The 12,793-nt window shown below is 55.0% G+C and carries 14 protein-coding genes; 2 read left to right on the top strand and 12 right to left on the bottom strand.

Translation table 11 applies throughout. The features are described 5' to 3' along the window. Nucleotides 1-188: 188 nt before the first annotated feature. The 6 genes from BDE40_RS13805 to BDE40_RS13785 all read right to left on the bottom strand — a co-directional run bounded on the left by BDE40_RS13805 (nt 189) and on the right by BDE40_RS13785 (nt 2,809). Complete coding sequence (locus BDE40_RS13805; protein WP_134015446.1) at nt 189-614, bottom strand: GNAT family N-acetyltransferase; 426 nt, start codon at nt 612-614, stop codon at nt 189-191. A 181-nt stretch (nt 615-795) separates the two neighbouring features. Beyond that, nucleotides 796-894 (bottom strand): GNAT family N-acetyltransferase, encoded by a 99-nt coding sequence (locus BDE40_RS18530; protein WP_342775041.1) that lies wholly within the window; start codon nt 892-894, stop codon nt 796-798. A 305-nt stretch (nt 895-1,199) separates the two neighbouring features. Continuing rightward, complete coding sequence (locus BDE40_RS13795; RefSeq protein WP_134015445.1) at nt 1,200-1,829, bottom strand: LysE family translocator; 630 nt, start codon at nt 1,827-1,829, stop codon at nt 1,200-1,202. A gap of 192 nt (nt 1,830-2,021) precedes the next feature. Further along, nucleotides 2,022-2,156 (bottom strand): hypothetical protein, encoded by a 135-nt coding sequence (locus tag BDE40_RS18505; protein ID WP_281275451.1) that lies wholly within the window; start codon nt 2,154-2,156, stop codon nt 2,022-2,024. A gap of 66 nt (nt 2,157-2,222) precedes the next feature. Next, on the bottom strand, nt 2,223-2,429 hold the full coding sequence (locus BDE40_RS18425; RefSeq protein WP_246030456.1) for a hypothetical protein: 207 nt from the start codon (nt 2,427-2,429) through the stop codon (nt 2,223-2,225). 2 nt (nt 2,430-2,431) lie between these two features. Then, nucleotides 2,432-2,809 (bottom strand): VOC family protein, encoded by a 378-nt coding sequence (locus BDE40_RS13785; protein ID WP_134015443.1) that lies wholly within the window; start codon nt 2,807-2,809, stop codon nt 2,432-2,434. 38 nt (nt 2,810-2,847) lie between these two features. On the opposite strand from BDE40_RS13785, the gene BDE40_RS13780 reads away from it, so the two are divergent. Both BDE40_RS13780 and BDE40_RS13775 read left to right on the top strand, forming a co-directional pair. After that, the gene (locus BDE40_RS13780) at nt 2,848-3,396 is read left to right on the top strand and encodes a winged helix-turn-helix transcriptional regulator (RefSeq protein WP_121023319.1); all 549 of its coding nucleotides are present in this window, start codon (nt 2,848-2,850) and stop codon (nt 3,394-3,396) included. Between the two features lie 648 nt (nt 3,397-4,044). Then, on the top strand, nt 4,045-5,007 hold the full coding sequence (locus tag BDE40_RS13775) for a LacI family DNA-binding transcriptional regulator (RefSeq protein ID WP_211342434.1): 963 nt from the start codon (nt 4,045-4,047) through the stop codon (nt 5,005-5,007). Here the strand turns inward: BDE40_RS13775 and BDE40_RS13770 are convergent. From BDE40_RS13770 to BDE40_RS13745, 6 genes are all read right to left on the bottom strand, one after another. Continuing rightward, nucleotides 5,004-6,545 carry a metallophosphoesterase family protein gene (locus tag BDE40_RS13770; RefSeq protein ID WP_134015441.1) on the bottom strand — a complete coding sequence of 514 codons (1,542 nt, stop codon included), beginning with the start codon at nt 6,543-6,545 and terminating at the stop codon, nt 5,004-5,006. The genes BDE40_RS13775 and BDE40_RS13770 overlap by 4 nt on opposite strands. Next, a complete protein-coding gene (locus tag BDE40_RS13765) occupies nt 6,542-7,171 on the bottom strand; it encodes a dual specificity protein phosphatase family protein (protein ID WP_134015439.1) in 630 nt (209 codons plus the stop codon). Before BDE40_RS13765 ends, BDE40_RS13770 begins: the two co-directional genes overlap by 4 nt. A gap of 53 nt (nt 7,172-7,224) precedes the next feature. Continuing rightward, a complete protein-coding gene (locus BDE40_RS13760; protein ID WP_134015437.1) occupies nt 7,225-8,064 on the bottom strand; it encodes an inositol monophosphatase family protein in 840 nt (279 codons plus the stop codon). Between the two features lie 132 nt (nt 8,065-8,196). Then, the gene (locus BDE40_RS13755; protein ID WP_134015435.1) at nt 8,197-9,324 is read right to left on the bottom strand and encodes an ABC transporter substrate-binding protein; all 1,128 of its coding nucleotides are present in this window, start codon (nt 9,322-9,324) and stop codon (nt 8,197-8,199) included. A 100-nt stretch (nt 9,325-9,424) separates the two neighbouring features. Continuing rightward, the gene (locus tag BDE40_RS13750) at nt 9,425-10,549 is read right to left on the bottom strand and encodes an ABC transporter ATP-binding protein (RefSeq protein WP_134015432.1); all 1,125 of its coding nucleotides are present in this window, start codon (nt 10,547-10,549) and stop codon (nt 9,425-9,427) included. A gap of 1 nt (nt 10,550) precedes the next feature. Further along, the gene (locus tag BDE40_RS13745; protein ID WP_211342433.1) at nt 10,551-12,326 is read right to left on the bottom strand and encodes an ABC transporter permease; all 1,776 of its coding nucleotides are present in this window, start codon (nt 12,324-12,326) and stop codon (nt 10,551-10,553) included. Nucleotides 12,327-12,793: the final 467 nt, after the last annotated feature.

The following is a 12,793-nucleotide window of genomic DNA, read 5'->3' as shown; positions in this document are numbered from 1 at the left end:
ACGCGCCCGCGGCGAAGCCGACATTAGTTTATAGGCTACCCCAACTCACCGCATAAGGACGGAGAAGGAGAAACTCGCGGAAAATGGGATTTCTTTCCTTTGGCCCCAGATTGTGCGCGAGCAACCTAGGATAGTCGTGACTGCGACACCGAAACTTGTCTACTGCTGGATCCGACAAAGCCTGAAAATCAAAAGCAAATAACATTTGACGAACGCGGTTTGGCCTCCGATTGAGCGCTGCCCAACAGTTGCTTGGCAATTCCGTGCGATCGATGGTTTGGGTCGACATATAGCTCTGAAGTTTCCCCGAATTTGCCGCCTGCATAGATTTCTTTGCATTCGTTGAGGGTCATCGCTCCTACAGGTTGGCGATCCTCATAAGCGATCAACGCGATAACACCAGCGTCTGAAACGACGCGCGATGTTATCTCAAAGACTTCCTCAATTGTAGCTGTCTCACCACCAGACAATTCGTCCACGAGAGCATGGACAAATCGGGCAACTGTCATGGCGTCGCTGATATCGGCCCCGCGTATGGAAATCTGGGGGACTTCCTTGCTTGCAGCTGCCGTTCCCGCTTGCGAGCTGCTTAACGTATTTTCAATGTCAGACACTTGTAACCCCGGTCATGGTATCGTCCGCGTAACGCGAGTTCTTATCTGCCGCAGATATCTGAAAGATGTTATCGAGCAGAGGCAGACAATCCGTAAGAATAGATATTGTTGAGGTATCCTTGATCTTAAATTCGAAATTCTGTTTCCCCGACATGCTTGAAGCCTTGAGAAATGTAAAAGGCTATTGCTGGAGAGTTCTCGGCTTTGTCGCCAGCCAGACAGAACTCACGCCCTGTTTGCGACAGTGTTTAAGGGTAGTGTTCAGAAGTCGTTTGCCTATTCCTTGTCCGTGGTGGCGCGATTGGACATAGAAAGTTGCAATTTCCGTGTCTGAACAGCCTTCAAACGGGGGCGGGGCTTCTCGGTGTTACACGTAAAAAGCCATCAATTCCTTCTGCGTTTTCAGAAACCAAAATGAACTAGGATGGGTCGGATATCAGAGCGCTCGTCTTACAGACGTGAAAGTCTCTAACGGATACTCGGCAAAGAACGTGCTCACGCCTCTTTTGAGATAGGTCCCGATCCAAACTTCCATTGAGATTGCTGCCATGATTGACGCGTCTGATGGGGTCGCGTTGCGAATGGTCATGGCTGGCGCTCCATAATCATTCGAATGCCAAGCACTACCAAAATTGTTCCAAGTGTGCGTTCAAACCAAACGCCAAATCGGTTGTAAATCGCACGGGCAGGACCAGTAGACAGTATCGCGACAACGATCGTGTACCATAAGACCTCCATCCCGAATCCTATAAAGAGAATGGCGGACTTGGCGCCAAGTCCTGTCTCGGATGATATCGCGACCGCATAGAGGCTGACAAAGAAGGTTATCGCCTTAGGGTTGGAAAGATTGATCAGAAGTCCTAATCTGAGACCACGTTCGAAAGTGTCGTCTGACAACACCGTCGGGCTTTTCGGTTTGGACGCGTTGGGCTGAAGCCGGCTCTGAAGTCCGAGATAAATCAAAAACAATCCACCCGCGACTTGAACAAAGCTGCCAAGCCAACCCATATGTGACAAGACCACCGCAAGACCCGTCATGCTGAGAACAGCGTATAGCGTTGCCGCCAAAGCAAGCCCCAGTGTCGCTCCATGCGCAGTTCGAGGTGCGCCTGAAATCGCGAGCCTCGATATGAGCGCGAAATTCGGACCGGGGCTCACCACAACCGCTGCATAGAGAACCGCGACCGTCGCGATCGTGATCAAGTCATTTGACATACGTGTTTAGCTCCTTTCGTTTCTTATCCAGCCTGTTCGATACACGCTTCCAGCTTGATTCTTGAAAGGCCAACATCAGGACGACATCCACCCATATTTCCATGATTTGCTTCCACATTGTGATGCCTCCTGACCAAATCCAACACTTGGTAGGTCGAGTTGCTCACCAGTATCGGTCGTTTTCGGCACTATCTATGGCAGGTCATATAGACCGAGTGCATTGCCAAAGGGGTCGGCGAATTCGGAGTATGTCACAACACCGGGAATATCGATTGCGTCCCCAGTATTGATGCCAAGTTCAGCACGCTCGCGCTGCGCATCTGCCATATCTTCCACCAAGAATTTGATGATGGCCCCGGACGGTTGTTGGTTTTCGACTTCAAAGAGTTGAACTCAGGTGTCGGGCGAAACTTTGAATTCAACAACGCCGGGAAAGGGCCGCATTATTTTGGTTTCTGCACCTAGAAAGTTTAGATACCATGTCTCCGCTTCTGCGATGGATGAGACGGGGACACCGACTGTGACTTCGCCGAACGGCTCTGCCGAGGCAAAACTAGTGGGCGCAAGAAGTGCTATTGAGGTTTTTGTTAGCCATCTCATCGTTAGATACCACCCGTCAGATCTTCTGCAAGCATGAGCGCGTTGCCATCAGGATCATAGAAGGTCGCGGTCTTTACCATGCCCTCTACGACATCTGTTTCACCATCAAACTTAACTTTGGCATGCTCCAGTTTTTGACGCGCGGTATCTAAGTCAGCAATTCCGAAAACTGGCACGCAGTTGCCGGGGGCAGGTTTGGTATGCTCACCAAGACCGATAGTGACCCCAGTTGTTTTGGTCTGGAGTTCAGACCAGCCTGCCTCATCAGCATGAAAATTTGTCTGAAACCCAAGCATGTTTTCATACCACTTGGCGCTTTTGTATCGATCCGTCACTGACAAAGCGATAGTAATGGTGTTTTCTATTGAAACGAGTGGCATGGGCTTCCTTTTGGTTAATAATATAGTAACTATACTTTATGGACATTGATTTTCTTGTCAACATCACTTCTCGCGCTTGGGCACTTTCCATTCTATCGAACCTGCATGAAGGTGTTGCTGGGCGACAGGCGGCGCTGCTGACTGCAACAGGTGCCAGCAGATCAGCCTTCGGCCAAAGCATGGAACACCTTATTGAGAGTGGGCTTCTGGAACGGAACCCCGGCCACGGCCATCCGCTGCGGCCAGAGTTTCGTCTGACGCCAAGTGGCGTAACGGCCGCCGCAATCGCTTATAAAGTTCAAAGTGTTTCTGGAGACGAAGATCAGGACTTGCTGCGTCGTTCATGGACATTGCCAGTTTTGACAACGCTTCAAACGCCGCGCCATTTTAACGAGATCAGGCGAAACCTGTTAACGATTACGGATCGTGCTTTGTCGCAGACTCTGAAATCTATGGAAGAGCGAAGCTGGGTGCATAGGAGCGTTACCAATACCGCCCGTCCGCCGAGATCAATCTACAGCGCCGTCAACACAGGGGGAGTTATTAGCCAGATCACGGGGGCTGAGGTTCGGCTCGCTCGACATTGATTTGGTGTTGAAGCATTCCGAAACGGTTCATAGCGCGGTGGACAAACGTTGGGATTTGACCGATTTCTCGTTGAAGCTGACGTTGGACATACGTTTATTGGGCGACTGTAATGCGGCGATTGTGTTGAAAAACACCGCTTTTGGTACTGACTGCCGAACTTTTTCGCTGTACAGGCCGATGAGTTTTTGGTGGCGAGAGGCGGCCTAGTTGACCTCTGGCCGCTCAATTGCCAACTCTCTTCGCCTCAGGAACGTTCTCATTTGACTTCCTAGTATAACGGGCTTTTGCCTGAAAGTTACGACATCCGAATTTCGGAGTTTTTCAACACAATCGGGACCTAGCCAACATTTAACTCAGCCGAACGAATGTCCGTTCAAGCGTTCCGGCGATATGAGCGACTTCCGCACTGATCGCCCCTATTGACTAAGGTCAACGTCAGGCTTCGTTCTGCCCCAAGACTCCTTGGGCAGGGATACATCATAACCGAAGACAGCCCCAATACCTCGATGCTGAGTATTTCTTCCGCTGGCGATAAACGTATAAAAAATTTATAGTTCAGTCACCAGCGCAACAACAGAAAGCCCAATGTGAAGAATCCTACGAAGGTGCATAACAAGGGTTTTGTAAGCGCCCTGAAGGTTGCGGAATTGGCAGGCGTTTCCCGGTCTGCCGTATCACGAACATTCTCCGATGGCGGCAGTGTTTCACCCGAAACCCGACAAAAGGTCATCGCGGCGGCTAAAGAGCTTGGCTATCACGTCAACCACCTTGCTCGCGGGCTCTTGTCGGACCGCACCAACATCGTGTCGCTGGTCATTCGATCCGTCAGCAATCCCTATCAGTCGCGTATGATGGACGAGATAATTCGGGTTCTCCAAGCCTCAGACCGCGTAGCACTGGTTATCAACGCCGACGGTGTTGACGACGGTGCAGCACAAGCCCTAACGCAAAGTCTGAATTTCCGGGCCGAGGCCACGGTCGTATTGTCCGGCCAACCCTCATACGATCTGGTCGATACCTGTCTGGCAAATGGTCAGCACGTTATCCTTCTGAACCGCGGCAAGCGACACGACGGTGCCGACCGGATTTCAATCGACAACGAAGGAGCAGCAACCGAGGCCGTTCGCCTGAACAAGCGGGCCGGCTGCCGTCGCCATGTCGTTGTTTCCTCGACCAGTCTGACACCAAGTCTCGCGGCTCGCGAACTGGCCTATGTCACCGAAGCGAAGGCGATTGGTGACGAAGTGGAGGTCGTGGCCGTCGGCCCTACCAGCTATGCCACGGGGGCAGAAGCCGCGCGTAGGGTTTTTGGACGCGCATCGACACCGGATGCAGCGTTTTGCGTTACGGATATACTGGCGCTTGGCTTCATGGACACGGCGAGGCAGGAATTTCAATTGAACATTCCCGACGATCTTTGCGTGATCGGGTTTGACGATATCGAGCAAGCGCAATGGACGTCCTACCGGCTGACAACATTTCGGCAACCAGTTACCGAGATTGCGGAACAGATCGGGCGCCTCTTGGGCGATCCGCCGGTGGGCGGCGTTGGGCGTGACATCGCGTTGAAGACCACCCCGATTTGGCGCAACACGGTGCGTCCGCGTTAAGTGACCGAGCCGTTGGTCAAATCTACTGTAAATTTGTCATCCGGAAGTGCCTGACTGTAGCGCGCCAACCCCATGATCAGGCGTCTTTGGCTGTCACCACCTTTAAGGGGTTCGGCCGAATCAAGCGCCCTATAGACAGACAACCGTTCAGCCGGAATTTCCGCAAGCTGCCCACCACGTTCCAAGAAGTAATAGTCGTCAATTGCCAGCCGCGCGGGAATTTTTGTCGTGGCACTATCAGCGTTGACCCCTATCTGCGTTAAGATATCGGCCAGCGTTTCCTGCTCTAGATACGCGCCGAATTCGGTGGGCCAATCACGCGCCAGATACCGCCGACCGGTGAGCTCACCCAGATGGTCCCGCAAGAAATCGGCATAGCTTTCACACCGCGGAAGCGTCGCATCGGGCTGCTCGGCAAGGTAATGCGCAAAGCCCGCATCGAACCCCGGGACCTGTCCCAGTTGAACGGTTTCAACGCGGGCAGAGGTCTGCTCCAGATTGACCAGCTTAAAGGCGGCAGGAAAGCTTGCGGTCGACGGAATCGCCACATTCACTAACCAGTCCTTCCCAAAGTGCCGTGCGCCGGTGCGGTTGATATGCCAATGCCCGCTGAAATGCAGGCCCACACCCGTTGCTGTCGTGGCATCTGCGGTCAAGTGCGTGGGCATCACCCGTTGAGCCAGCCCGCCGGGCACGTCGTTCAGCACGTCGATCGCCGGAAAATGTGACATGGTCAAAAGCTGCTTACCCTGCGCTTTGGCCCGTGCAGCGACGTCGCGCATCCAGTCCAACAACCAAGCCTTGTGGTGCAGAACGGCGTTCCAACCCTGTTGCCCACAATCCACCCATCCATCCGTGCCAGGCAAGTAGACATTGGCGTCTACCGACAGAATCCACAGCCCCTCCACGGGTTCCACCAGATAGGATAAATCAGGACCCAGCACCGGATCACCATCAGAATCCGTCACCGTTCCTATGCGATCGGCTAAAGCATCGGACACCCCGAAGGGCGTTTCCCAATACAGATCGTCGTCGTGACGGCAAAATCCAAATGAACGCGCATAGTCCAGCATCTCCGCCTGTCCGACTTGCCGCATCGCGGGGGCGTGGACAGCGCTTGGTTCGGATGGGTCGCCAGCAACAGCAAAGATAACTCCGTCTCGCGTTACCATCCCTTTTTTCAGCGCCTTGCCGTCACCATACCATTGATCGTGATTGCCCGGCGTCAGGAAGAACCTCATCCCGTATTTTTGCGTATATTTATGCAATAGACTGGCAGCGGCATTCCAGTTTGCTGGTTGGCCATCATCGGTCAGATCACCTGCGATCATCACCAGTCGCACGCCATGTTCCACCAGTATGTCCAATGCACGAACCAACGCTGCACCGCCCTCATTGAACACTCGGGTCGATGAGGCCGTGTCCGCCAAACTGCGAAAACAATCTTCGTGAACCAGCCCATAGGCACGACCGGCAGCTACATCATGCAAATGCGGATCGGCCAGAACGGCGACCTGTCCCGTCCAGTGCGAAGTCATTCCGTGCCTTTTCCATCATAGCGTGGCACGTCGTCGTGACCGATCATGTCGATCCAGTCCGACGCCTGCTTTATGGCATCAACCAGAACCTGCTTCGGCGTCTCGTGCCATTCGTCCCGGCGCAACTTCCGCCGTTCGCGGACATGGGCAAGGGCCGCTTCCATGGTCGGATAGGTATTCGGCATGGATTTCTGCAGGAACAGGCTGACCAAGGCCGTCGATCGACTGCGTCCGCCACGACAATTGACCAGAATATTCCCTCGTTCGCGATGGGGATAGCTGGGGCGGTCCGGCAATTCCTGCACCAGCGCACCGCGCAAAATGTAGTAACCGGCCAGCATCATCGACGCCGGGCTTCCCGATCCATCCACCAAGCCGATCTTGTAATACCGCAACGCCCCGTGCCCATAGGGAACGGGGGCATCAATGCGGGATGGTTCCTCCGTTGGGACATAGTTGAGATCCAGATTCACCGCACAGTTCACGACGATAGAAATCCCGTGTTTCTTCAGGAGCGGCAAATCGGCAGTACCTTCGCGCCCGCCAATATAAAGCGCGACGTCAAACGGGGTTACTTTTTCTTCGATCAAGCTGATCGCAGGTCGGTCATAGTGTGCTGTGCCCATCTGGCATCCTTTCTGGAACGGCGTGTAATCGACGACGCCGAGTCGTGTCTGACTCAAGTAGCGTACGCGAGATCGCGCGCGGCAGGTGCTAAGGCAAGCCCACTGACATCGCTTAACTGGTCGGCAAGTGCCGAGACGCTGGCAATGACCGGGCCGCCACCCTCAAGCGGGCCGCCTCCTAGGAAATCACAAATTCGCGCACCGGCTTCTTGCGCCAACAGCAGACCCGCGAGGCAATCCCAAGCATTCATGTGCAGCTCAAGATAGGCGTCGGATCTCCCATCGGCGACATAGGCCAAACCCATCGCGCCCGAGGCACCACGCCGCACATTGGCCCCCAAATCGAGAATACCGGTCAGGATTTTCAAGTACCGATCCTGCGAAACTCGCCCCGACCAGCCAAGCTCAACGCAGGCAGCATCAAAATCTTCCGTCTTTGCTGCATGGATAGGTGCACCATTACGGGTGGCACCTTGCCCCGCTTGCGCGAAATACAGATCGTCAGTTGCGGGCGCGCAGATTGACCCGATCTTGATTTCCCCGTCAGCGACAAACGCAATGGAGACGCAGAAATGTGGTATTCCCCGTGCGAAGTTCGCGGTTCCGTCGATAGGATCGACCACCCAGACGCGTGCTGTCGGCGCGCCACCAGTTTCTTCTCCCATAAAGCCGTCTTCAGGGAAAGCTTCGGCTATGCGGGCACGAATGTGCCGCTCGACCGCACCATCAGTTTCCGTCAGAAAATCCTGCGGCCCCTTGCGCTCACTGGCACCAGTGTTGCGATTTTTAAACCCTTCCAGTGCAAGCGCTGATGCGCTCGCGATCAAGTCGCGACAAAAGTCAGCCCGCGCTTTCAACGCGCCGTGATCAAGGGGCTCTGGTTGCTGTGACATGAGTGTATTCCTAGGTGTGACGACTGTTTGAAGCCCGCCTCCCCGAACTTGAGAAATGTCCGGAGAAGCGAAGGACGCGAACCAAACGTGCAGAGTGTTTGACTCGTATCGTTCCGTAAGGTGGGGAAGTGATCAGCGGCTGTAGTTCAGCAGCCAGAAATCCTGCCAGTCCTGGCGAGTTTCCCAGTCATCTGCCGCAGTGGAAATGCGGTAGTTTTGCACTTGATCCAACACGTTTCCAACACCGGATGCCTCGTCAGCGGGCAGCCCCACGTCCGAGTTGGAAGACATTTTGCCGTCGTTGTTTTGCGGCGCGATGCCTTCAGGTGTCATCGCATAGTGCAAAAACAGCTTGGCCGCGTTCGGACTGTCCGACCCTGTCGCAATGACCCCGACATTGACGCTGGTAAAGCCGACAAACGGTTTGATGCCATCACACAGGCCCAGCTTGTAGTCACTGTCCGCGTTGTCGCGGTATTTGGCGGACGCCATCAGCCCCATGAAGCCCTCGCTTTGGCCCGGTGCTCCAACCGATTCAGCAGCCGCGCTGTCCGAGGATCCCAGCAATGGTGCGTTCTGACCTAGCGCCTTCAGCCAAGCCTTGGTTGCGCTGCCTGCGTCGCTGTCCAGCGGTTTGCCGTATTGCGCTTCATAGGCGGCCCCGATCTTGTCGTCGTGGTGCATTTCAAGCTGGTTGAACCAGTTGGTCAGTCCAGGATTGCGCAGCGGATCCTGCATCGCGACTTTGCCTTTCCATTCGGATTCAGTCAGTTGCCAAATGTTGGAAACCGGGCAGGAGTCATAGAGTTCAGTGTTGTAGGTCCAGAGATTGGCCGAGGCGACGACAACTAGCGGGTTCTGATAGTCCGGGTCGATCTTGTCGGCCAGATCGGGTGGCGACCAGCTTGTGACGGCCCCAGTCGGGATCAACTGGGCGATAACAGCGGAGGCATCCGAAATGATCGCGACGTCTGCCTGAACATTTCCGGCGCGGGCTTCGCGGTCAAACATCTCGATCTGGGCCGGGGCCTTCATCTTGGTTCCGACGGCGTCGATACCGTATTTGGCCGAGAAAGCTTCGGCCATTGTCTTGATTTTGCCGGTGCTGTCAAAAACCGTCAGCTGCGGCTCGGCGCGCGCGGCCTCGATCAACGCGTCGAGGTCGAAATCCTGTGCATGCGCCATGCCAAGGCCGCCTGCTAGCAGGGCGGCGAAACTTGCCGATGTCGTCGCGATGCGTGTCCTGTCGATAATTCTCATTGTTATTTCTCCCTTTCGTGTTGGCCTTGCCGCCGGGTCGATGACCCAGTGATGCAAGAGTACAATGCCAAAGAAGCTTCCACGTCTTTGGCGGTGGTTTTCATCCAGCGCTGTGTCCTAGCGCTTTGTCAGCGTTAAGCATCCGTTGCCCATCCGTATCGAACAGATGAAAAGCGGCGGGCTCGACGACCATCGTAACATCGTCCCCTGCTGACAGGGTTGGGGCTACATGGGTTGTCATAAAAAGCAATTGCCCCCCCGCGCGAACTTCGACGATCCAACTGCCGCCGGTTGGCAGAACCCCTTCGATCACTGCGCGGAGATTGAAACTGTCTTGCGGAACATCTTTGGCATCGGTGTGCAAAACAATCGCTTCCGGCCGGATACCTGTAAGCGCCACGGCCCCGACATCGTGCAACCGACCGTCCAGATAGCTGGCAATGGCCGCAGCAATTGGCGTATTCGCGTTCTGTTCAATCAGGTTAATTGGTGGCGAGCCGACGAATTCCGCTACAAACCGATTGGCGGGGCGTTCATAGATGTCGTCGGGTGTGCCCATCTGCTGGATTACGCCGTCGTTCATCACGGCGATCGTGGTGGCCAGCGTCATTGCTTCCCATTGGTCGTGGGTGACGAAAACAATGGTCGTTCCAAATTTGCCATGAATGCGTTTCAGCTCGGCGCGCATTTCCAGCCGCAACCGCGCATCAAGGTTTGACAATGGCTCGTCCAGCAGCAGAACGCCGGGACTGACCGCCAGCATGCGCGCCAAAGCCACCCGTTGTTGCTGCCCGCCTGACAGCTGCGAAGGATAGCGGTCGCGGTATTGTTCGATCCCAAGCGCGCGCATCACGTCATCGGTTCGCTTGATGCGCTCCGCTTTAGGCACCTTACGCAAACGCAATCCGAAATCGGTATTGCGTTCGATGGTAAGGTGCGGCCAAAGCGCATAGCTTTGAAATACAAGGCCAAGTTTGCGGTCTTCTGGCGGTACAAACGTCGCCTCAACTGCGCTGTCGACCACCCTGTCGCCGATCCTCAGTTCCCCGGCTGATAGGTTTTCCAGCCCAGCAATCATCCTGAGGGTTGTCGTCTTACCACAGCCCGACGGCCCTAACAGACACATGAATTCACCGTCAGCGATTTCCAGGTCCAGCGACCGTACCGCATCGGTAGAGGATCCAGGATAGGTCTTCCTGACCTGACTAAGTGCGATTGTTGGCATGCTAGCCCCCCAGACCTTCAGCAAGATTTGTATTCGTCAGACGCTGCGCCAGAAGTGTGCCGAAATAGGCCACCGCCGCGATGATAAGGACCACGGCATTCGCGGCCTGCGTGTAGTTGTAGTCAATCAGGCGGAGCGAGTAGGTCGTCAGAACGTCAGTACTTGGGACAGCCAGCATGACGAAAAGACTGAGCCCCTTGATACCCGAAATGAACGGCAGAAGGACTCCGGTCACCAGTGAACGCTTCTGGATCGGGATCACAATGGACCTCATCCGCCGCACCCATCCGGCACCAGCGACCTGCGCCGCTTCTTCCGGCTCCTTGCCGAGTTGCATCATCGCCGAGATTCCGGCGCGGGAGGCATAGGGCATCTGATCTGCTGTTAGCGCAAGGATCAGGATCGCAGTGGTGCCGTACAGTGCCGGCACCGGCCCGTGCGACACGGCAAACAGCGACAGGTAAGCCGCCGCAAACGCGATCCCCGGCACTAGATACGGCAGGAAAGTTACATGCCTCAGGAAGGTCGACAAAGGTCGGAAAGGCGTCCGCACTACGACATAACCTACGAGCAGCCCGAGGAATCCGGCGGAAACCGCTGCTGATCCGACAATGCGCAAGGTATTCCATGCTGCCGACCACATGTCCGGCGCCAATAAAATACCGGTGCGCATCGCGACGGTTTCAAGGTCTGTGCCGATCCAGTATTGTAGCGTGAAGTTATCCAAAGTGAACTTTGCCGGTACGAACATGATGGTTGACAGCGTCAGTGTCAGGACCGGCAAGCCGACGCTGATTATAAAGATGAAGGCGGCAAATCCGGTCGCGGGGATGCGCCATTTCTTCAGCTGGGACTTGCGGTCCATCGACCCTTTGGACCCGACGGTCACGAACCGACGCGCCTCGCGCACAACATATGCGTCGATCAGCAGCGCGACGATCCCCATAGCCATGATCGACCCCGCAAGAACTCCGGCGACGCCTGTCTGTCGCGACCCAATGGAGCGGTAAAGCGATGTCGCAAGAACGTCGAACTGCACCGGCAACCCCAATACATAGGTCACGCCAAAATCGCCAAGGCATTTGGCAAAAATCAACAACGCCGCCGAAAACAGCGCCGGTCGCATCAGCGGCAACAGGACCTGAACCGCGATCTGTCCGCGTGTGGCACCAAGGATCCGTGCTGAATCTTCCAGTTGACTGTCCAAACGGCGCAACCCGTTGCCCAGCAGCAAAATGATGAACGGCGCATAGTGCAGCGACAAAATAATGGTGATCGGGAATTGCCCGTACGACATCCAATCAGGCGGCGTCATGCCCATCGCTTCCAGCCATCCTTGCTGGCCACCAACGGTGCGGTTCTTGAACAAGGTCGTCCAGGCCAGCGCAAAGGTCCATGAGGGCAGCATGTATGGAACGATCAAAGCAGTCGCGAACCAGCGACGCGCGAACATGTCGGTGCGGCTTAGCAACCATGCAAGCGGCGTGCCGATGAGGAAGGATAGCAAGATCGCACCAAGCGCGACGGACAGAGTATTCTTCAGTGGCCCCCAGAAAAAATTCTGTGCAACTGGGCTAAGGAACGTCCGATGCAGGTAGTAAAGCGTTCCATCCCCAACCTCTCCGCCAATGCGGCGGGCATCGCCAAGTTGGACTTTCACGGCGTCTAGAAGGATCGACAGCACGGGAAGCAGGATGAGATATGCGAAGATAATCGCCACAACAAACCCAACTGCAGTCGTCGGTTCGCGCATCGTCAGCTTCATCTTGTAACGCATAGCCTGAGTGAACGACGGCTTGTCGTCAGGTAACGCAAGGGGTGTTTCGACCCGCATCAGTTGGGCATCAAAGTGCTGAAGCTGGAAGCCGCCACTCTAAGGGTTGTCATCTATCCTCCCCGATATTGAACCCGTACATCCGCCAATGTCGATGCGACGTGTCGCATACCGGCAAAGACGGTTTAAGAAACCCTTGCATAGCGCAGGTGTGCAAGTCAATTTACAGTTAATAAATTTACTAAAGTAGATATTTTGACCTATAGTTTGCACTGGTGGTCATTCCAAGTTTTCACGCTCCAGCGGGTTTTGTTACGTTGTCATCTGTCATGACTGATACTGTGACTCAACCAAAGGGCGAGACTTCTATGGCTCGGCGCAACCCCTTCTAGTGTAATCGGTTTCGTAAGGAGGTGATCCTTTTAGCTGTCCGATGATGTTTCCGATATCCACCATCATCGGGATTTTGG

Origin of the sequence: Litoreibacter halocynthiae (genome assembly GCF_004365635.1) — a bacterium.
Taxonomy (GTDB): domain Bacteria; phylum Pseudomonadota; class Alphaproteobacteria; order Rhodobacterales; family Rhodobacteraceae; genus Litoreibacter; species Litoreibacter halocynthiae.
This window is presented reverse-complemented; position numbering and strand designations above follow the sequence as displayed.

What these genes read in the sequence shown, in the direction of transcription:
- BDE40_RS13795 (WP_134015445.1), bottom strand. Translation starts at nt 1,829, where the DNA reads ATGTCAAATGACTTGATCACGATCGCGACGGTCGCGGTTCTCTATGCA.
- BDE40_RS18505 (WP_281275451.1), bottom strand. Translation starts at nt 2,156, where the DNA reads ATGGCAGATGCGCAGCGCGAGCGTGCTGAACTTGGCATCAATACTGGG.
- BDE40_RS18425 (WP_246030456.1), bottom strand. Translation starts at nt 2,429, where the DNA reads ATGAGATGGCTAACAAAAACCTCAATAGCACTTCTTGCGCCCACTAGT.
- BDE40_RS13785 (WP_134015443.1), bottom strand. Translation starts at nt 2,809, where the DNA reads ATGCCACTCGTTTCAATAGAAAACACCATTACTATCGCTTTGTCAGTG.
- BDE40_RS13780 (WP_121023319.1), top strand. Translation starts at nt 2,848, where the DNA reads ATGGACATTGATTTTCTTGTCAACATCACTTCTCGCGCTTGGGCACTT.
- BDE40_RS13770 (WP_134015441.1), bottom strand. Translation starts at nt 6,545, where the DNA reads ATGACTTCGCACTGGACGGGACAGGTCGCCGTTCTGGCCGATCCGCAT.
- BDE40_RS13765 (WP_134015439.1), bottom strand. Translation starts at nt 7,171, where the DNA reads ATGGGCACAGCACACTATGACCGACCTGCGATCAGCTTGATCGAAGAA.
- BDE40_RS13760 (WP_134015437.1), bottom strand. Translation starts at nt 8,064, where the DNA reads ATGTCACAGCAACCAGAGCCCCTTGATCACGGCGCGTTGAAAGCGCGG.
- BDE40_RS13755 (WP_134015435.1), bottom strand. Translation starts at nt 9,324, where the DNA reads ATGAGAATTATCGACAGGACACGCATCGCGACGACATCGGCAAGTTTC.
- BDE40_RS13750 (WP_134015432.1), bottom strand. Translation starts at nt 10,549, where the DNA reads ATGCCAACAATCGCACTTAGTCAGGTCAGGAAGACCTATCCTGGATCC.
- BDE40_RS13745 (WP_211342433.1), bottom strand. Translation starts at nt 12,326, where the DNA reads ATGCGTTACAAGATGAAGCTGACGATGCGCGAACCGACGACTGCAGTT.